At 42.8% G+C, this 19,807-nt stretch carries 20 protein-coding genes; 13 read left to right on the top strand and 7 right to left on the bottom strand.

Annotated elements, in window-relative coordinates; all coding sequences use genetic code 11:
* The first annotated feature begins 37 nt into the window (after nt 1–37).
* Nucleotides 38–724, top strand: a complete 687-nt coding sequence (gene coaE / locus ACHEVO_RS08860; RefSeq protein ID WP_394124653.1) for a dephospho-CoA kinase — start codon at nt 38–40, stop codon at nt 722–724.
* Here coaE and rlmB read toward each other — a convergent pair.
* Complete coding sequence (gene rlmB, locus ACHEVO_RS08865; protein WP_102078746.1) at nt 687–1,457, bottom strand: 23S rRNA (guanosine(2251)-2'-O)-methyltransferase RlmB; 771 nt, start codon at nt 1,455–1,457, stop codon at nt 687–689. The genes coaE and rlmB overlap by 38 nt on opposite strands.
* Nucleotides 1,458–1,678: 221 nt before the next feature.
* The gene (ppnP, locus tag ACHEVO_RS08870; RefSeq protein WP_057757729.1) at nt 1,679–2,014 is read right to left on the bottom strand and encodes a pyrimidine/purine nucleoside phosphorylase; all 336 of its coding nucleotides are present in this window, start codon (nt 2,012–2,014) and stop codon (nt 1,679–1,681) included.
* Nucleotides 2,015–2,779: 765 nt separating this feature from the next.
* Here ppnP and recN point away from each other — a divergent pair.
* The 7 genes from recN to ACHEVO_RS08905 all read left to right on the top strand — a co-directional run bounded on the left by recN (nt 2,780) and on the right by ACHEVO_RS08905 (nt 8,216).
* Nucleotides 2,780–4,459, top strand: coding sequence for a DNA repair protein RecN (gene recN, locus ACHEVO_RS08875; RefSeq protein WP_201568133.1), 1,680 nt, complete (start codon nt 2,780–2,782; stop codon nt 4,457–4,459).
* Nucleotides 4,460–4,626: 167 nt separating this feature from the next.
* The gene (locus ACHEVO_RS08880; protein WP_101204671.1) at nt 4,627–5,190 is read left to right on the top strand and encodes a YqgE/AlgH family protein; all 564 of its coding nucleotides are present in this window, start codon (nt 4,627–4,629) and stop codon (nt 5,188–5,190) included.
* A gap of 140 nt (nt 5,191–5,330) precedes the next feature.
* Nucleotides 5,331–5,822: a Holliday junction resolvase RuvX gene (ruvX, locus tag ACHEVO_RS08885; protein WP_394124743.1), complete on the top strand. Its 492-nt coding sequence runs from the start codon at nt 5,331–5,333 to the stop codon at nt 5,820–5,822.
* An 86-nt stretch (nt 5,823–5,908) separates the two neighbouring features.
* On the top strand, nt 5,909–6,403 hold the full coding sequence (locus tag ACHEVO_RS08890; protein ID WP_394124654.1) for a hypothetical protein: 495 nt from the start codon (nt 5,909–5,911) through the stop codon (nt 6,401–6,403).
* 83 nt (nt 6,404–6,486) lie between these two features.
* Complete coding sequence (tusA, locus tag ACHEVO_RS08895; RefSeq protein WP_101204674.1) at nt 6,487–6,813, top strand: sulfurtransferase TusA; 327 nt, start codon at nt 6,487–6,489, stop codon at nt 6,811–6,813.
* Nucleotides 6,814–6,879: 66 nt separating this feature from the next.
* Nucleotides 6,880–7,818, top strand: coding sequence for a site-specific tyrosine recombinase XerD (gene xerD, locus ACHEVO_RS08900; RefSeq protein WP_394124655.1), 939 nt, complete (start codon nt 6,880–6,882; stop codon nt 7,816–7,818).
* A gap of 68 nt (nt 7,819–7,886) precedes the next feature.
* Complete coding sequence (locus ACHEVO_RS08905; RefSeq protein ID WP_394124656.1) at nt 7,887–8,216, top strand: DUF3817 domain-containing protein; 330 nt, start codon at nt 7,887–7,889, stop codon at nt 8,214–8,216.
* A 78-nt stretch (nt 8,217–8,294) separates the two neighbouring features.
* On the opposite strand, the gene ACHEVO_RS08910 is transcribed toward ACHEVO_RS08905, so the two are convergent.
* Nucleotides 8,295–9,551 carry an ImmA/IrrE family metallo-endopeptidase gene (locus ACHEVO_RS08910; protein WP_394124657.1) on the bottom strand — a complete coding sequence of 419 codons (1,257 nt, stop codon included), beginning with the start codon at nt 9,549–9,551 and terminating at the stop codon, nt 8,295–8,297.
* A gap of 204 nt (nt 9,552–9,755) precedes the next feature.
* Between ACHEVO_RS08910 and ACHEVO_RS08915 the strand changes: the two genes are divergently transcribed.
* Nucleotides 9,756–10,364 (top strand): class I SAM-dependent methyltransferase, encoded by a 609-nt coding sequence (locus tag ACHEVO_RS08915; protein WP_101204678.1) that lies wholly within the window; start codon nt 9,756–9,758, stop codon nt 10,362–10,364.
* A 120-nt stretch (nt 10,365–10,484) separates the two neighbouring features.
* On the opposite strand, the gene lptG is transcribed toward ACHEVO_RS08915, so the two are convergent.
* Together lptG and ACHEVO_RS08925 are read right to left on the bottom strand one after the other, a co-directional pair.
* Nucleotides 10,485–11,693, bottom strand: a complete 1,209-nt coding sequence (lptG, locus tag ACHEVO_RS08920) for an LPS export ABC transporter permease LptG (protein WP_394124658.1) — start codon at nt 11,691–11,693, stop codon at nt 10,485–10,487.
* A complete protein-coding gene (locus tag ACHEVO_RS08925) occupies nt 11,693–13,003 on the bottom strand; it encodes an LPS export ABC transporter permease LptF (RefSeq protein ID WP_394124659.1) in 1,311 nt (436 codons plus the stop codon). The genes lptG and ACHEVO_RS08925 overlap by 1 nt, the downstream gene beginning before the upstream one ends.
* Before the next feature lie 493 nt (nt 13,004–13,496).
* Between ACHEVO_RS08925 and ACHEVO_RS08930 the strand changes: the two genes are divergently transcribed.
* The 4 genes from ACHEVO_RS08930 to sstT all read left to right on the top strand — a co-directional run bounded on the left by ACHEVO_RS08930 (nt 13,497) and on the right by sstT (nt 17,998).
* Entirely contained in the window at nt 13,497–14,114 is a 618-nt protein-coding gene (locus ACHEVO_RS08930; RefSeq protein WP_394124660.1) for a cysteine hydrolase family protein, read from the top strand.
* A gap of 225 nt (nt 14,115–14,339) precedes the next feature.
* A complete protein-coding gene (locus ACHEVO_RS08935) occupies nt 14,340–15,995 on the top strand; it encodes a leucyl aminopeptidase (RefSeq protein WP_394124661.1) in 1,656 nt (551 codons plus the stop codon).
* Nucleotides 15,996–16,002: 7 nt separating this feature from the next.
* On the top strand, nt 16,003–16,500 hold the full coding sequence (locus ACHEVO_RS08940; RefSeq protein WP_394124662.1) for a DNA polymerase III subunit chi: 498 nt from the start codon (nt 16,003–16,005) through the stop codon (nt 16,498–16,500).
* A gap of 295 nt (nt 16,501–16,795) precedes the next feature.
* Nucleotides 16,796–17,998 carry a serine/threonine transporter SstT gene (sstT, locus tag ACHEVO_RS08945; protein ID WP_057757687.1) on the top strand — a complete coding sequence of 401 codons (1,203 nt, stop codon included), beginning with the start codon at nt 16,796–16,798 and terminating at the stop codon, nt 17,996–17,998.
* 81 nt (nt 17,999–18,079) lie between these two features.
* Here sstT and ACHEVO_RS08950 read toward each other — a convergent pair whose 3' ends face one another.
* Nucleotides 18,080–18,403 (bottom strand): chaperone modulator CbpM, encoded by a 324-nt coding sequence (locus tag ACHEVO_RS08950; RefSeq protein ID WP_102083164.1) that lies wholly within the window; start codon nt 18,401–18,403, stop codon nt 18,080–18,082.
* Between the two features lie 100 nt (nt 18,404–18,503).
* Nucleotides 18,504–19,529, bottom strand: coding sequence for a DnaJ C-terminal domain-containing protein (locus ACHEVO_RS08955; RefSeq protein ID WP_394124663.1), 1,026 nt, complete (start codon nt 19,527–19,529; stop codon nt 18,504–18,506).
* Nucleotides 19,530–19,807: the final 278 nt, after the last annotated feature.

The following is a 19,807-nucleotide window of genomic DNA, read 5'->3' on the forward strand; positions in this document are numbered from 1 at the left end:
CGCATTCATTGTTCTATCTGTCAGATAAGCCATTATTATGTCAAAAAATACATCGCATTCTTATTCACACCAGCCACAAGCCACGCAACCAAAAAGCAAGAAGCTTGTGGTTGGTTTGACGGGTGGTATCGGTAGTGGCAAATCTGCCGCTAGTGCTTGGTTTGCTGAGCAAGGCATCGATATTATTGATGCAGACGTGATCGCCCATGAGACTGTCGCTAAAGGTAGCGTCACTCTGCAGAAAATCCAGAAAAAATTTGGTGATTGGATACTGACGGATGATGGTGTTATGGATAGGGCTGCTGTACGTACACACGTATTTGCAAATCCTGAAGCGCTGATTGAGCTTGAGGCTATCACTCACCCAGCAATACGTGAGACAGCAAAAGCACAGCTAGATGCTAGTACTTCACCGTATATAATCTTATCTGCGCCCCTACTTATAGAGGCGGCAGAAGCAGGACTGGCCAATTTATGTCAACGTATTTTGGTCATGGATGCGACCGAAGACACGCAGCTTGCACGTGCCAGTCAGCGTGATGATCAAAGCATACAAAAAATTAAGGCCATTATGACCAATCAGCTGAGTCGTGAAGAGCGTAATCGTCATGCAGACAATGTCATACTCAATGAGAGCGACCTTGCCTCTCTATATCTACAACTAGAACCCTTGCACCAAGAGTATCTTACGCTTGCCCAGCAGCTAAAGTTCGCTGGCGATTAACCTCATACAATGCCATGCCAGTAGCAACACTCACGTTTAGGCTCTGTAGATTACCATGCTCGTTTCCTGACATTGGAATATAAACCAACTCATCACAGCTTTCCATTGTCAGGCGACGCATACCCTCTCCTTCTGAACCCATAATGATAGCGGTCTTGCCAGTTAGGTCAGCGGCATGTATTGGCTTAGCCTCTTCACTAAGTGCCGTACCAAATACGAAAACGCCTGCATTTTTGATTTGCGACAACGTGCGTGCTAAGTTCGTAACGCTGACGATCGGCATCATCTCTGCTGCGCCAACTGATACTTTAGCGACTGTTGGCGTTAGGCTCGCTGCATGATGCTTTGGACAAACCACTGCATCCACACCCATAGCCACTGCGGTACGTAGGCAAGCGCCAAAGTTATGTGCATCAGTAATTTGATCTAGTACCAATAATAAGCACTGTTCACGGCCAATAATAGTATCAAGCAAACCTTCATCAGCGAAACCTAACGGACGAGCATTGAGCACCACGCCTTGATGCTGCGGACTACCACATAACTGAGTCAGCTTGTCTTTTTGGGTCGGTTGAATACTAATGCCGTTTGCTTCCGCTTCGGCCATGATAGCTTGTACATGACTGTCACTCTCACGCCCTTGCTGCACAAACAAACTAAGACCATCAAGAGGACGATGTTCAAGTAACGCATCAATGGCATGAATGCCGTAAAAATAAATGGGTTTTGCCATAATAGGCCTACTAAATATAAAGTGGATATCGCACTAGGCGACGGGATAAAAGAAGATAACGTAGATTTTACGTGTCATGACCCATTGATAATGAGAGAACAGTAAACCAAACGTCAAAAAAGAAATAAACAATACCAATCCGATATTGTTTATTTTCTCGAAATACTAATGTGTGATAGAACAGGCGCTAGAATGAAAGCTCAAGCGCCCTATTAATAATATCAGCCTTCTAGATGACAGACATATTGAACAATCTCTTCAGTACGTAGGTTAAAACCGCTATTGCCTTCAACGACAAATGATTGACCTGCACGGTAGTAGCTGAATTCATCGTCACCATTGATCTTCACTTCACACTCACCACTGGTGATTTCGATACGCTCAGAAGTGTTGGTGCTAAAATGATAATGCTCAACCAAGTTGTCACAAGGTAAGATAACGCCTAGCGTTTTATGACGACCATCCTCAAACATAATGGTATGGCTTGAGCAGCGACCATCATAAGATACTGTCGCTTGGGCATTAACTGTTACGTTAGTAAATTGCGCCGCTGTCATAGTGGCTTCCTTATCAAATAATTATGGCAAAACTAAAAAATAAGTAACGGGTTAAAGTACTGACAGAGTTGCACTGGGCTTCAAATACGCGACCAGTAAGCAAACATGCCTGCTTTAAATACTTTATCCCTCTATAGTAGATATCTGCGCGCTAAAGGTAGCCACAGGTTCTATGAAAACGCTTTTGAATAATGATCGAGTGGCATATTTTTCACCACTATACGCCTACAATTTTACAAAATTATGACTCGTTATTAGGTTGCATAGCGCATCAAACTCATAAGAAGAGTTTATCATTATGTGAGATTATGCTACCACATTATATCTATAAAGTTTGTTAAAGCGACGAGGAAAATTCTATTCGATGACAAGTATCTACCCGTTCGTTTAATATTCATTTGGTATTTTTCTAGGCGGATGCTAGACCGTCATTTTAGGTATCTTTTTATCATTATCAGTCAAAATACTTCTTCTCATACTATGCTTATCTTTGGATACCCAATGGCCCTAATGATTAATATTATAGGTATTATGTCGATGATTTATTGTCAGTTTTTAATAGTTTTATGGTAATCTCCCAATAATAAATTCTGTTATACCTCGTCTTAAAGTTTGTATTTACGCACATTTAACACCATACTATTTGCCTACAATATTTATCTAATTAGCAAGTTTAAATAGATATTTTCAATTCCTTATTTATCCTATTTATAGATGGCTTCCTAAGATTTATATGATGTCCATTGTCTGTCCTGAGAGGCGTTGATGCTAGTATCGTTAACTTTACATCAGTTTGCGTTGATTGCTCAGCATGAGCTGAGCGTGGCTGAAGGTTTTAATGTCATCACTGGTGAAACAGGTGCTGGCAAGTCGTTATTGCTAGATGCACTATCACTATGTGTTGGTGAGCGAGCAGACAGTGCGATGGTCAGGCATGGCGCTGCGCATGCAGATATCTACGCTCAATTTGATGTAGAAAATAATAGTGTCGTCGCTGAGTGGTTTGCCAAAAATGATCGACCGCTAGAAGAGCCTGAAGTACTTATTCGTCGACAATTAAGCAATACTGGCCGCTCAAAAGCATGGCTAAATGGTTCACCGGTTAGCTTAGCGGAGCTAAAGAGTTTAGGCACTTTACTGGTCAATATACATAGCCAACATGCTCAGCAAGCATTGCTCAAGCCGCAATTTGTGGTGCAATGGCTTGATGAGATGGCACAGATAACACCGTTAGCCAACCAAACTACCAGTAGCTATCAAGCCTATCAGCAGCTAAAACGTCGCGCGGATGACATCGCGAGCCGCGAAGCCCAGCGTCAAGATCGTATTCAGTTATTGCAGAGTCAATTAGCAGATATTGCGCCGTTATTGGCTGTGGACTACGCAGAAGTTGAATCTGAACACGAAGAGCTCTCCAACATTGAAGCCCTAATGCAAGAGGCTAGTCATGGTCTGCATTTGCTCGACAATGATACCGATGAGCCAGACGTCATGACCTTGCTCGGACAAGCGATCAAACTCTGTGACAATCAAGTAAGCGTCAGTCAAACGTTTGAACAAGCTTCTGAACAGCTCCATCTAGCTCAGCAGCAAATTACTGAGGTGACTGCCCTGCTATCAGATTATGCCGAACAGCAGCTACCTGATCCTGAACGCCTGCAAACACTAGACAATTTAATCAGCTTAGGACATCGTTTGTCACGTAAGCATAGCTTGCCAGCGAGTGATTTAATTGATGAAGCAAAGGGCTGGGAAGCGCAATTAGAGCAACTAGAGAACGAGCCAAGTAGTGATGCAATGGCAGCGCAAATTGAGCAGGCTTGGCAAGACTATCTCGCTCTGGCGACACAGTTAAATAAAGAGCGCACAAAAGCTGCTCCGACAATTAGTAAGCAACTCATCAAACAGCTACAACCACTTGCACTACCCAATGCTCGCTGTGAATTTGTTTTTACCAAAAAAGCCGAACCTAGTCAGTACAATGCACAAGGCTGTTTCGATATTGATTTATTGTTCAGCGCCAATGTCGGTATGCCAATGCAGCCTCTACACAAAATCGCCTCAGGTGGTGAACTGTCACGTATGGCGCTCGTGATGCAAGTATTACAAGCGACCAATGCTGATAACAATGCCGCCAAGCCTATGCTGGTATTTGATGAGGTCGATGTCGGTATCAGTGGCGGTACTGCGCAAGTGGTTGGCGAACTGCTACGCTCGCTTGGCCAAACACAGCAATTGCTAGCCATCACGCACCAAGCACAAGTCGCAGCACAAGCGCATCAACATATCTTGGTACAAAAGCATCATCAAGAACAGACTGAAAGCGAGCTACTCATACTGACCAACAGTGCGCAAGTAGACGAGTTGGCACGTATGTCTGGCGGTGTCATTATCACTGATGTCACACGCGATCATGCCCGCAGCTTATTATCCGATGTTAAATAACGCTCTATCTGACCTATCTAACGTTAAATAATCATTCGTTTTCATCAAAACGGATGGTTATTTGAATCTATATGATCGTCAGCAGCAATTGGTGTGAATCTTGCTTTTCTATTGATTATCACCATATAGTGGTCTTTCACCCTTATTATTAGGTTGCGTTTGTTTCTATGTCTAAAACCAATTTGACCCATCATTTTTTGATTGCAGCACCAGAGCTGTCAGACCCAAGGTTTGAGCAGGCACTTATATATATTTGCCGTCATGACAAGCATGGTGCGCTAGGTCTGATGGTCAATCGTCCGCTTGAGCAATCTCGCGTAGGTAAGCTGCTAGAAGATTTAGATATTGAAGTGACCAATCCGCAGGTGATGGAAGATGTGGCATTAGAGGGCGGCCCTATGTATCCTGAGGTCGGCTTTGTGCTGCATACTGGTCAGCCAGAATGGGCCTCTTCTTTTGCTATTTCAGAGAACGTTTGCATCACAACTAGCCAAGATATTCTTAAACGTATCGCTGCAGGTCAAGGCGTCGGTCACTATCAGCTGTGTCTAGGTCATGCCAGCTGGGGCAAAAAACAGCTAGACCAAGAGCTGAGTAATGGTGACTGGTTAGTCTGCCCTGCGGATCTTAATTTATTATTTGATACACCGTTTGAAGAACGCTGGCAAATCGCAGCCGACAAAATCGGTGTCAACTTTGACTATCTTAGTAGTGACATAGGTCATGCGTGAACTCATACGCTCTGCGAATTTAGATAAAGACATAAAGGATACCCATTACTATGGTAGATAGTACTTTTACAGCCAATAGCACAGACGCTATAGATAATGACATTGAAAGTGGATTTGATACTCTCGATAACGATAGCAATATCACTGCTGAAACTATTGAGCCAGAAGTAAAGCCGCATCTTATCTTGGCGCTAGACTACGGTGTCAAAAAGATGGGGATGGCACTCGGTAATACCATTACACAGACGGCGCGTGCCTTTGATATATTGGCGATGAATAACGGGCAGCCGGATTGGGACAATTTAATTGGTATCATCAAAGTCTGGGGCGTGGCGCAAGTCGTGGTCGGTCTACCGCTTAATATGGATGGCACTAGCTCCATGCTTTCAAAACGAGCACACAAATTCGCTCGTCGTCTGGCCCATAGAGTGATGGAACAACATCTGCCAGTGACCGTATCACTGTGTGATGAGCGGCTGACTTCCATCGAAGCAAGAGAAATCGCATGGGACAATGGTTGGATTAAAAACGAACGCGACCCAATTGATGATATCTCCGCTTGTATCCTAATGTCGACCTATTTTGCTGATCCTAATAGCAGTATCGCTATCGATGCAATCAAAGCAGAATAAAGCAGCCAAATAGGTAAAAGACACGTGTGCGGCTATAATGGCACTTCGATACATCGTACTTCTCAACGGATAAATGACTGATTACTATGACCACTGTCTCAGACCAATCTTCGCAACATAAGTCACAGCATGGTTTTGCTCCACTTGCTATTGCCCGTATTAAAGGCGCACAGCGTGCCAACCAAATAGCAATCTATCTTATTTATGCGGCTATTTTCGCATTTGTGGTCTTTGGCACGATTGCTAGTATCAAAGCTTTCCATGACAACCAACTGCTTTATCAGTTATTTTATAATTTGCCCTACGCCCTAGTAGCCCTCACGATACCTATTACCATTTATGATGCATTGGTCGTTTATCGTTATCGCTTAAATCAACCGTCGATGATTGCCATGAGTCTTGGCGTATCGACCATTATATTGGTTGGCGGATTAATTTTTGCCGATACTGCATGGTTAGGACTATCTTGTTGGCTAGGCGTGGCATTCTTATTTAAAGTAAGTTTTAAGCGGTTTTTTAACTTTTTAGAAGTAGCTGGTACGCCTGATGCCGATGAAGAGGCTGAAAGTACTGAAGCATAGAAGACCTACAAAGTACGCCGCAATAAGCACTTAAGCAAACTACTCATCCTCAAATCCACTTATTTAGCTTTACGATAATGACTATGACCACTTCGATACCAGACACGCCTATCCACCATCACTTAGATACTCAAGGGCTGATCTGTCCTGAGCCAGTCATGATGCTACACCGCGTCATTCGCAAAGCAGATGGCGGTGAAGTGATTGAAATATTGGCGACAGATCCGGCTACCACGCGCGATATTCCAAATTTCTGTCGTCATTTAGGTCATGAGCTAATCGGTCAAGAAACACTGGCTGAAAACGTTAGCTTAGATGCTGATCCTGATGAAATCACCATTGATAGCGATAATGATACGCCTGCAAGCGTGACGCTATATCGCTATCTGGTTAAGAAAAAAATGGCATGATAAGTTTGATGTTATTTTAATAACTGTCTGTCATCGCTAACTTAACCCCTATCTGAGTATTGTCTTATGAGCCGCGATCGTGCTGTGCAACAGCGTCAACCTAAAGCATTGGCGGTCGATGATGAGCCAGCTTATATGACTGAGTTTCGTCAAGCTATGCTGGCGCGCGGTCTAGCGACGCGTACTCGTAATGCGTACGTCCGTGACCTACGCTCTTGTGAGCTGACCAATCCTATCGCCCTGACACGCTGGCAGCCTGATGATGTACTGCATTGTCTGTCACTCCTTGCTCAAGAGGGCAAAACCCCACGTACCCAAGCACGCATGCTCTCAAGCTTGCGCCAGTTTTATCTATGGATGATTGCCAGCAATTTGCGTGAGGACAATCCTTGTGAACGTATCAAAAGCCCAAAACTCGGACGACCGTTACCAAAGGACTTAGCCGAGGCTGACGTCGATAATCTACTTGCTGCACCTGATACCAGTACGGCACTTGGACTGCGTGACAAAGCCATGCTAGAAGTTTTATACGCCTGCGGTCTGCGGGTGAGTGAGTTAATTAACCTCTCATTAGAGCAAGTGAATTTAAACTCAGGCTGGCTACAAATCACGGGTAAAGGCAATAAAACGCGACTGGTGCCTCTCGGCGAATATGCAGCGGATGCATTGGAAGATTATCTGTCTCATGGGCGTGGAGACTTGATTGCTCATTTAAAATCGGGCAATTGCCAAGCGGTATTTTTGACGGCGCAAGGTGGCTATATGACGCGGCAGAACTTTTGGTATCTACTTAAGAAGTACGCCAAAGTTGCCAGTATCGATAAAGAATTATCCCCGCATACGCTACGTCACGCTTTTGCCACGCATTTGCTCAATCATGGTGCAGACTTGCGTAGTGTGCAGTTATTGCTAGGACATAGCGATTTGTCCACCACGCAAATCTATACTCATGTAGCAACGGCAAGATTGCAGAAATTACATGCGGAGCATCATCCACGTGGGTAGCCTTACTATATGGCCATATGGGCAGCATTGAAATCTAATATTATTGATGATTGTAAAAGGAATATATTGTGTCGCAAGCTCAACCGTCTGCCTTAACGAAGCGTCAAAACTCTGCACTCAGAAACCTCACTATCATGGGTTATTTAGAAGGTACGTCTTTTCTATTGTTACTTGGTATCGCGATGCCACTCAAATATATGCTCGATATTCCAGAAGCGGTGAGCTATGTTGGTCCAGTGCATGGGGTATTATTCGTTGCCTATGTCGTGGTGCTAATCATTACGGCGAGCAGAATGAAAATGCCGCTTTGGGCGCTACCTGCTGGTGTGCTTGGCTCGTTTTTGCCATTTGGGCCATTTATATTTGATCATTTATTGAAGAAGAGTTTGGGAAAATAAAATTAAAAATCCTGATGACTCAAATTTATACTTGGATAACGAAAACGAGATTGTAGAGCATAATCTGAAATCGAAAGGTTAAAGTATCTTCAACTTTTCCTCATGAAGCAAACCAAAACCTATCAACCTAATTCTAATAACACTTTTTGAAACGTTAAAATGTCGAGCTAGCTTACTAATCATGTTATTAGCTACAATTTTATTTTCAGGCTGACTATCTAGATAAATCCAGAACACGCCTCTCTGCTTTAACCCTAACTCAGAATATATTTTCGAAAAAACTTTCGCTAGCTGATTTTTTGGAACCAGTAAACAGCTCGCTAGATAGTTTGCTTGAAATTCAAGCTTGGCAATTATAGAATTATCCAAAACCTCTAGATTAGCTAAATCGCTTTCTTCTAGTGAATCTCTACTGAGATACTGACCATGTCCTAATATAATATGGGAAATTTCATGTGCAAGAGTAAATCGGTCTCTTTTTATATCTTCAACTTCTTTCTTATATATAAAAATTTCGTTGCTTTCAAAATCCACTCTACCAAGTAGATTGTTCTCATGTACAGAAGGAATAATGTCTATATATAGCTTTACACTATCTAATACTTTGTGAGACAGTAAATCAGATAGGGAAACAGCACCCTCTAAATACTTTGCTTCTGTAAGAATACTCCCAGCAATATCATCCAAGGTATCTTTAGCAAAATATTTTACTTGCGATTTGAGGCCTTTACTTTTATGACCAGTAATGTGTTTTATATAGTCTTTGATGCTACTGAACCATTTATTATTAGCATAAAATAACCAATATGAGCCATAATATTTGGGTTCATGACCTTCTACGAAGATACTTTCTGAGCTTAAAGATTGGTTAACTCCATGTTTTTCAAAACTTCTATTTAGAACCCACTTTAATTCATCACTTTCATTTATTTTAATCAGTCCCACACCTCTTTCTAAAGCTACATTGAATGCTGATTTCGCTAAGGTAGAACTGACTGCCATTATAGGCTTTAAGCTATAGCTAAAATTATCTTCGCTTAAGTCTCTTACATCTTGTAAAAACTTACTAACTTGGTCAACACCAACTGGCCCTTTATAATCCTTACACTCAATCAGTATTAGAGATGAGTAGTTTGGAATTTTTTCATCTTGATATACCTCAATAGCGATATCGAACTCAATATCACCCTTCCGAAATCTTGAGTAGTATTTTTTCTTCTTAAAAACTTTTATATGATTTTTAGGATTTATAAACGTATTGAAATCTTCTATTTCTTTCATAAGAAGTGTCAGCACTTTGTCCTCAAACTTATCGCCCTTCTCCGTTGTATTCATGATGATCTCATAGGCTATATTTTTATAAACCAATCTTACACTACAAAATTAGCAGGTAGACTAGGTTTTTTATCTTTGAATTAATAGATAGCTGCAAACCCATCCTTTTCTCGTTACAATACCCTTATTAAAGTGCGTCATGATATACATGCTGCCTAACTGGGCTGCGCACTACCTTTTTCCTATCTATTATCCGAGAACCCCATGAGCCATAGACCACCTGCTGACCTATTAAAAAATGCCGAACACTGGCGCGAAGATATCAATTTTCGCCAAGAAGTGCTGGGTAAGCCGTTTGATTTTGCGACCACGTGGGGCATTTTTTCACCGCAAAAACTCGATGACGGTAGCTTGATGCTGCTTGATTATGTAGATTTTGAGCAAGATGATGACTCGATTGATTTGGGCTGTGGTTATGGCGTACTTGGTATGACGGCAGCACGTGAATGTCCAAATGGTCAGCATACGCTGATTGATAAAGACTTTATGGCGGTAGAATACGCACGCCGTAACTGTGAGAAAAACGGTCTCAACAATGTCGATGTGCATTTATCAAATGGCTTCAATCATGTGGCAAAAGACAAAGATTTTAGCCTTGTGATGTCAAACTTGCCAGCTAAAGTGGGTAAAGAGCAGCATTATTTATACTTCCTCGATGCCTATGCACGTATGCGTAAAGGTGGCCGTTTTTATGTCGTCACCATCAACGGCCTGCGCCAATTTGTGAAACGCTCGTTTACCGAAGTATTTGGCAATAGCGATAAAATCAAACAAGGTAAAACCTATACGATTACGATGGCGACCAAAGACTAGTTTTAGCTTTGCCTGATTGAGTTTCGGCCATTTAAACTGAGGCTCAAATTGAAATCGACATAAAAAAGCACGCTAAATTAGATTTAGCGTGCTTTTTATTTGGTATGACCAACTGTCTTTTTACATCTGGCGTTTTATCAAATATCCACCCAATAGCGCGCTGCCGATAATCGGCAATAGCACCATAAGCATCGGTGAAAAGCCTGTCGCTAGCGATACAAATCCGACTAAGTCCTGAATATAGCTAAATAGTAGACCAAACAGCAATGCCACGACGATACGTAAGCCTAAGCTGTGCGTCCGTAGCGAGCCAAAGACAAACGAGCAAGCAACAATCACCAGCGACAATATCGATAATGGCGATAGTAGCTTTTGCCAAAATGCGACTTCATGATCTAAAGAGCGATTGCCCTGTTGGCGCATAAACGTACGGTGCTCATACAGCTGCGTCAATGACAAATCCTCTGCCTTACGCGTTAGCAGATACACAGACTCTGGGGCAAAGGGTAAGCTTAACGTATCTGATGGTGAAACGGCTTGGCTACTCTCAAAGCCCTGATTGATAGAAAGCTTGACCATATCGTTTAACTGCCACTCGTAACGATACTGCTCGCTTGGCTTTTCACTATTTACATCAATTGGTTCACGGCCAGTATACTTTCCACCTTCCGCATGGACAGCAGTTTGCAAATTACCGTTGTTGTCCAAATGCCAGCGTTTCACCTCGCCAATATTACCTGCTACATCAGCATAATCAATATATAAAACGTCGCTACCATCAGGTGTAGCACTGCCATCTTCTGCGGTTTCGAATCGTGGCTGTATCGTCCAGTAGCCGCGTACTGACGTGACCAGTGAAGTGCTATCTTCATCATTAATCTGTTTCGCTAATTGGTTAGAGGATGGTAGGACAAATTGATTGATAGCTAATGCCAGTAGTACAAATATCAAAGCGGGCTGCAATACCCAACCGACGATACGATAAATACTGACCCCAGCCGCGCGCATGACGACCAGCTCGCTTTTATTGGCCAGCAAACCTAACCCTATGACAGCACCCAATAGCGCACCCGTTGGAATGAATTGCTCTAAAAAGTAAGGCGAGCGATAAAAGATATATTTGAGCGCCTCACCCATGGTGTAATTATCATCTAACGAATCAAGCTCTGATAAGTAAGAGAAAATCAGCTGTAATGCCCACAAACCAATAATGGCAGCGATAATAGCCAATAGAGCGTTGAGTTTGACATAACGACTAAGGACTTTTAAATTGGCAGGTTTTTTGGCCAATGGAACAGACTTGTCTGACTTAGCAAATAAAGAGCGCATTAAGACTGCCCTCCTTGTGAGCTGTTGTTCTGATTATCGATGTCGCTAACTGAGTTAGTTGCGGCAGCGGCTAGCCTATTTTCTTGTTTGCGAAAGCGCAATCGATGTTGCACGCGGCTACCCCAATTCATATAAAGCGCCAATGCCATAAACCCTAAGATGAGCCATGCATACGCCCATACGCTGATGCTGTCTTTGCTCACTGCGTTTTTTAGCGAAATGATACCTAATGCACAACTGACGAATAATAGGATAGAAGGAAACAAGCGCAGCCAGCGTCCTTGACGCGGACGCACTTGCGCCAGTGGCACGGCCAACATAGGCGCGATAATCATCAGCCATGGTAGCGCCAAACGATAGCCAAGCTCACCTTGTGCAGCGCGCATTGCACTATTCGTACCTGATGGTGAACTACTCGTTGCGGCTTGCCACAATGGTCCAATCTGTTGCGTTTCAATATTGTCTTCGGTGATAACTTCCTGTGAAGACTCAGTCAAGGTGATGCGATAACGATCAAAAGCAACTTGATTATATTTCAGGCTACCTGCACCGACTTCGTAACGACGTCCTTGGAACAAATCCAACTGGGTCACGCCGCTATTGCCAGTATCAACTTGCTCAGCACGCTTAGCCAACGTGATAGTATCCTTGCTAATGTCCTTCGCACCGCTATTTATAATATCTTTTGGTATGTCAGAGATGCCAATTTGTTCGGCTGTCTCATTATCAATCCTGTTATTCATATCAGTGGCATTAGCATCGACACTTTCAGCAGCACTACCTTTTTTCGCAGGTTCAGATTGGATCAAGATCACATCTTGCAGTTTTTTCTTATCATCGCTGAGACTACCCACATATAAATGATAATTGCCGCTACTGATAAACTCGTTCGGACGAATCAAATCAAATGCACTGGTCAATGCTTGCTGCTGCCAAACAGCCTCAGACGAACGGACACCCCAAGGTTTACCAACGACAGATAGCGCCGCTTCACCAACGAACAATGCCAATATTAATGGTGTCATTAATCGAGCAAGCTTACCTCGAGATACGCCACTAGCATTGATCACTGCCATTTCTTGATCGACATATAAGCGGCCAAATACTAGCATCAAAGCGATAAAGAATGCTAACGGTAAAATGAGCTCTAAAAAATACGGTAGGTTATACCCAATGATCGTAAACAGTAGGCTGACGTCCAAACGACCTTCAGCAGCGATGCCAAAATAGCGTATCAAACGACCGCCGAGCATCATCACTACCAAAAACCCCAACACTAAGGCAGTGGTCGAGGCAACTTGTTGTGTCATGTAGCGGCGTAATATCACAATGGGTACTCTTAAACGGTTGGTATGTGCGCAATTGATGATGAGCTTATTAAGTATCTAGGTCGTACGACGACACATCACCAGCATGATATGAGTCATTTAAATACTCAAATAACGGTAAACGTTACTAAGTGACTGGTTAGTCATACTCAATAAACACAAGCGACAGATATAACCGCTAATGCTAGCATGTTTTGCCCAAAAATGGCTGTGAAATGTGTTTGAAAACATTACCTACACCTTGCTAAGAGCTCATTATTGACAGTAATTAACGAATATAGCAAATATTGGATAAATAATTGCTAAAACCTCAAAGTACATCGAATTGATAGTATTTATAGCGCTAAGTTTTTGCTTTATTTATTTTAGAAAGGTTTGTTTGTCATTCGTATCATCGAACATTTATCTCTGTTATTAATTGCTAGACTGACTGATAGAAAAATATACTTATATCGTCAAACGGAGAATAATACTAATGAATAAAACGACCTCTACACCCTCTACCCTACTTGAACTCGCTGGCGGCACATTCGATGCGCTTGACTGGTCAAATTGCGCGCTCGTTCTTATCGACTATCAAAATGAATATGTCGATGGCGCTATGCCATTAGGGGACGCTGGGGCAAAAGCCATCGCCAATGCGCGCCTAGTACTCGATAAAACGCGTCAGCAAGATTTACCTATCTTTCACATTACCCATCATGGTGCAGAGAATGGCAATGTCTTTGACCCTTTATCAGCTAACGTTGAGATCGTCGAACAGTTGCAGCCACAAGATGGCGAAACAGTGATTGCCAAAAAGCATCCGAATGCCTTTTATGATACGCAATTACAATCACTGATTTCAGCAGCAGAAAAAAAGCAGATTATTTTTGCGGGTTTTATGAGTCATATGTGCGTCAGCTCAAGCGTCCGCGCTGCATTTGATTTAGGTTTCGATAGTTTTGTCTGCCATGATGCCTGTGCCACGCGCGATCTACCTAGCGCTACAAGAAAGCCGATAAGCGCTGAAATCATGCATGATACTGCCATGGCCGCACTACAAGACAGATTTGCCGCGATGGTAACGACCGATGAATTGGTCAATGGCTAATATGTTGGCATCATCGAAAAATGATAATGTAACCGCTAAACCATAGCGTAAGTTAGCACAGCATAATAATTCAAACGTATTACCTAAGGCTTGCTAACTGCGCACGATTATCGCAATATGCTACACTACTGTGATTGCTCAACAGACCAAATAATCTAATAATCTGACAGGTATAAGCAGTCATACAAATCCTGCAATTTTCATAACTCTAATAAGGATAACTATATGAATATCAAATTATCTCAGCATTTACCAAAGACTCATACGCAGAAAATCTTGAAAAAAGAAGCCAAAAGTAAAGACGATGCTTGTCTGGTTGTATTGGTCGATGACAAGAAAAACATTCTGGCTGAATCTGTACTGGCCGAATATACCACTCGTATTGAGCAGCTGATTGAAGTATCACATTTCAAGGGCACTACCTGTGAGACTGTTGCTGACTACGCATTAGCAGGTGATAAAAAGACCACTAAGCAAAACCCTGTACAACTGCTATTGGTCGGTGTAGGTAACACTGATAAGTTCAACAATACAGTGCTGCAAAAAATCGCCAATACTATCTATAGCAGCACACAAAAGCGTGTGTCTTCTATCACTGTCGCCTTGGGTGATGCACTGGAAGAAAATCACTTTGGTCAATTTGCCCTTAATCTGTTGGCAGCTAGCTACCGCTTTGACAAGTATAAGTCTGAGCAAGCAAGTCCTGTATTGACTGATGTTTATCTATTAGCTGATGAGTCACTACAGCCTGCACTTGCCTTTGCTCAGTCAGTATTTGCTGGTCAGAGCCTCACTCGTGATGTGGCCAATGAGCCTGGCAATATTTGCTTCCCAGCTTATATGGCTGAACAAGCTCAAGAGCTTGCAAAAACTTATCCTGATCTATTAACCGTGAAGGTACTAGGTGAGGACGAGATGTCAGCGCTAGGTATGCATTGCTTCTTGGCCGTTGCACAAGGCTCTACCAAAGAAGGTAAGCTGGTACTCATGGAGTACCGTGGTAAATCAGAATTTAGTTCAAATGTAGGCACTACCGAGCAAACCACTAGCAACGCAAAAGTGAGTGGTCTAAAGGCATTGGCCGATAAACTACCAACCAAAAAGTCAGCTAAAAATGCAAGCAAAAATAGCAATGACAATACACAAGCGACCAATGACGACGCACCTATCGTATTAGTCGGTAAAGGCGTGACCTTTGATTCAGGCGGTATCTCAATCAAGCCCGGTGCGGCAATGGATGAGATGAAGTTTGATATGGGTGGCTCAGCCTCAGTACTTGGCACAATCAAAGCCTTGTGTGAAGCACGTCTACCAATCAACGTAGTCGGTGCACTAGCCTGTGCTGAAAACATGCCATCAGGTGATGCGACGCGTCCAGGCGATATCGTCAAAGCGATGAATGGTAAATCAGTTGAAATCTTGAATACTGATGCCGAAGGTCGCTTGGTACTAGCAGATACCTTGTGCTATGTGCAGCGTTATCAGCCAAAAGCCATCATCGATGTTGCTACCTTGACTGGCGCTTGTGTGGTTGCGCTAGGCCATGTTCGTTCAGCCGTATTTAGTAATGATGAAGACGTCCTGTTTGATTTAGAAAATGCCAGCAACCTATCAGGCGATCTTATCTGGCATATGCCTTTAGATGACGAATATCAAGCTCAGCTTGATTCACCAATCGCCGATATGCAAAACATCGGTGGTAAAGGTGCTGGTGCGGTAACTGCAGCCTGCTTCTTATCGCGTTTCATCGAAGAAGGTCAAGCATGGGCGCATTTAGACATCGCTGGTACTGCATGGAACTCAGGTAAAGACAAAGCAGCTACTGGTCGTCCTGTACCATTGTTTATGCAATACCTAAAAAACAGTGCAGAGATGGCTTAATCCATTTATGAAAATTAGTTTTTATGTATTAAGTGAAAGTAAGGCCCAAGATTTCTTGGGCTTTATTTGTCAGCTGACTCAGACGGCGCTTAACAAAAGCGCTCAGTCTTTGCTGATTTTAATTGAAGATGAGACATTACTAGCAAATCTAGATACGGCACTTTGGGCACAAGAGCCTACGAGTTTTATACCGCATCAATGTCTTTCTGATAATGACAATAAAAGTACCGATGATAGAGATACTGATGATAGCAACATCAACATTGCTACTTCTGAAGTATTAGCGCCTGTATTGCTAGGCAATCATATGCCAGCAGATTTTAATGGTATCGTGCTCAATACGACGACACGTCCCGTCAACGATTTTATGGCTACTACTAATAATTCAAAACCCTCCCGAGTCCTTGAGCTAATCCAGCCTGATGCCACAAGTACACAAGAAGGTCGCAATAAATATAAAGCCTACCAGCAATTAGGTTACGATCTGACCCACTTTAAGGTGTAGCTCTACTGTTTATTTCCCTCTTACCTTTCATAGCGAAATCTCTTCCTACCTTATATATCACTGCCTATATCACTACTTTTACTCTCTCATTGATGAGGTATTCTGAGTAGCTAGCCCTTGCCTATAAGTGCTGCATTCTTTTTTATACTAATTATATGACTCTATCATCCTTATGTTTGCACACAACAGCTACTGCTATGAGCGGTATGCGAATATGTCAAAAAATGCTACCATCCTTCGATAAATTTTCTGTTGTGACAATTCACTTACTTTTAACGGACTTGAGGGTGTACAGATGCGTTCATTGATTGCGATGTATCAGCGTATAGGGCTGGTGCCGCTTATTATTATTGGTTTGGTGTTAGGGGTATTGATTGGTTGGCTGGCGCCAAGTATCGGCACCGCCATAGGGTTGCTTGGTACACTCTTTGTCGGCGCACTAAAAGCAGTCGCTCCCATCCTAGTATTTATTTTGGTTATGGCAGCCATTAGTCAACATCGCAGTGGCAATGAAGTCTACGTAAAGCCGGTGCTTATCATGTACATGTTCGGCACTTTTTTGGCAGCGCTAACAGCAGTCGGTGCCAGCTTTTTATTCCCGACTGAGCTGGTCTTGATCAACGCCGATATCGCGCAAGTACCACCTGCTGACCTAAAAGAAGTCTTGACGAACTTGCTCATGAACTTGGTCGCCAATCCGATCAATGCAATCGCTGAAGCCAACTATATTGGTATCTTAGCATGGGCAATTATTATCGGTTTTGCCTTGCGCCAAGCCAGTGATACTGCTCGCAATGTTGTCGGTGATTTTGCTGATGCCATCTCACAAGTGGTTAAATGGATTATTGCTTTAGCCCCATTTGGTATCTTAGGCCTAGTCGCTAGCACGGTTGCTGAGACAGGCTTTGCTTCTTTGGCAGGCTACGCGCGTATCTTAATGGTATTAATCAGCTGTATGTTATTCATTGCTTTGGTTGCCAATCCGCTTATCGTCCTTATTAAAACTGGCAAGAACCCTTATCCACTCGTGTTCAGATGTCTGCGCGAATCAGGAATTACTGCCTTCTTTACACGTAGTTCAGCGGCCAATATTCCAGTCAACATGAACCTTGCCCGTAAACTTGGATTGCATGAAGACACTTATTCGGTGACTATCCCACTAGGTGCCACTATCAATATGGCTGGTGCTGCGATTACCATTAACGTCTTAACGCTTGCTGCTGCTCATACGTTGGGTATCGAAGTGACGTTTGCATCAGCGCTGCTACTCAGTCTGGTTGCTACGATTAGTGCTTGCGGTGCTTCTGGTGTTGCTGGTGGTTCATTACTATTGATTCCACTCGCTGCTAGCTTATTTAGCATTCCAAATGATATCGCGATGCAAGTGGTTGCGATTGGCTTTATCATCGGTGTGATTCAGGATTCAGCTGAGACTGCCTTGAACTCTTCAACTGATGTATTGTTTACAGCAGCAGCTGATCCGACGTATTCGCGTTAATTTTTTCTGAAGTGTTTTATATAGATATAAAAAAAGGGCCTTTAAAGGGCCCTTTTTTTATGCGGTATTTTACTGTTTTGATTACTTTAAATTGTCTATATCGACTTCGATGACTGGTGTTTGCTGCTCTATCTGACGTTTAAGTTGGCGCAGCTGCTCAACTTCATCTAAAAGCTCAAGTATCAATCCAATAGCAGGTACGCTGGCTTCAAAATCACGACTCAATCGCGATGCACGGCGCACTGTCGTCAGCTGATAACCAGTAAATTTTTCATGCTCTGGTACATCATACTCAATGATATTTTCTTCGATTAATTCGATGACCCATTGGCGCTCTTGGCCACAGGCAGAGACCAGTTCATCTAAGCTCATGATGATGTCTGTAAATTCAGTCGAGTGGTTCATAGCTATTATCCTCGTTTTCTCTTTATTTCATCGGTATCGTATTCATCTCTGCTATTCATTTATTACTTCAGTAATAAATAATGGTTGTTCATAATCTTGTTTAACGACTAATATTGGTATCAGCAAAGGCTTGTTTTAGCTGTTCATAAGCCTGTCTCGACGCATCACTACTGACATCAGGGTTAACAATATTTAGAGTTAGATACAAGTCGCCTGCTTGCTTGGCAGGGATACCCTTGCCTTTAAGACGTAAATTGCTACCGGACTTACTGTTCTTAGGAATGGTCACACCAAGCGTACCCGCTGGCGTACTGACGTTGATTTTTTCGCCCAGTGCCGCTTCCCACGGTGCAATATTCACGGTTTGATAAACGTCTGCGCCTTCTATACGAATATTGGCATCATGACGAATTTTAACCTTCAAAAACAAATCGCCATTTTTGCCATTACTGCTACCAGCAGCGCCTTGCCCTGCTAACCGAATTTGCTTACCGTCAGTGATGCCTTTAGGGATTTTTATCTTAAGGGTTTTATTGTCGTAGTCGACATTGCCATTGGGCTGACGAACAGGGACGTTTAGCTTAATGCTGTAGTCGTCGCCACTATAGACTGAAGATAAATCAACGGTAATCTCGGCATGCTGATCCTGACCTTTGCTATCTTGCGTCCCAAAGCCGCCACCAAATTGATCGAAGCCACTGCTTTGAGAGCGACTGCCGGTTTGTCCACCAGCTGACCCACGTGCACCGCGACCAAATGCTGAAAAAATGTCATCGAAGCGAAAACCACCATCACCAAAGGCCTCACCGTCACCAAACTGATCTTTGATATCTTCCCAGCGAAAACCACCTTGACCCGCACCAGTTTGCCCACTGCCACCAAACCCACTTGATCTACTTTGACCTGCAAACGGATTATTGAGCATAGCGTCATATTCAGCGCGCTTGTCTTTATCTCTGATCGTTTCGTAAGCGTTGTTTATTTCTGCAATTTTATTATCAGCGTCTGGATGATCACTGACATCGGGATGGTATTGACGAACGAGCTTACGGTATTTTTTTTTGATATCAGCGTCTGAGGCGTCTTTTTTGACCCCTAAAATGTCATAGTAGTTTTTCTCTGCCATGTTATTTTCCCCAAAATAAAAACATATTAGTGGTATCAGTCTGCCAATTTCAAACGATACGGTATAGATAGCTACTAGATTCTGCTATAGCAATTTTTGTAGCCTACTTATCATCATAACAATAATTACCACAAACACCGTTATATAAATATTACCAGTAATGATGCCAAGCAATATCTACAATATTCTGTAATACAGGTAAGCGAACGCTTTTACCTTGAGTTAGATTTTTTAAAAATTTAGTATTATCAGCTCTATATTGGAACTACAAGAATGCC

The sequence above is a fragment of the Psychrobacter nivimaris genome, from assembly GCF_043419765.1.
GTDB lineage: Bacteria > Pseudomonadota > Gammaproteobacteria > Pseudomonadales > Moraxellaceae > Psychrobacter.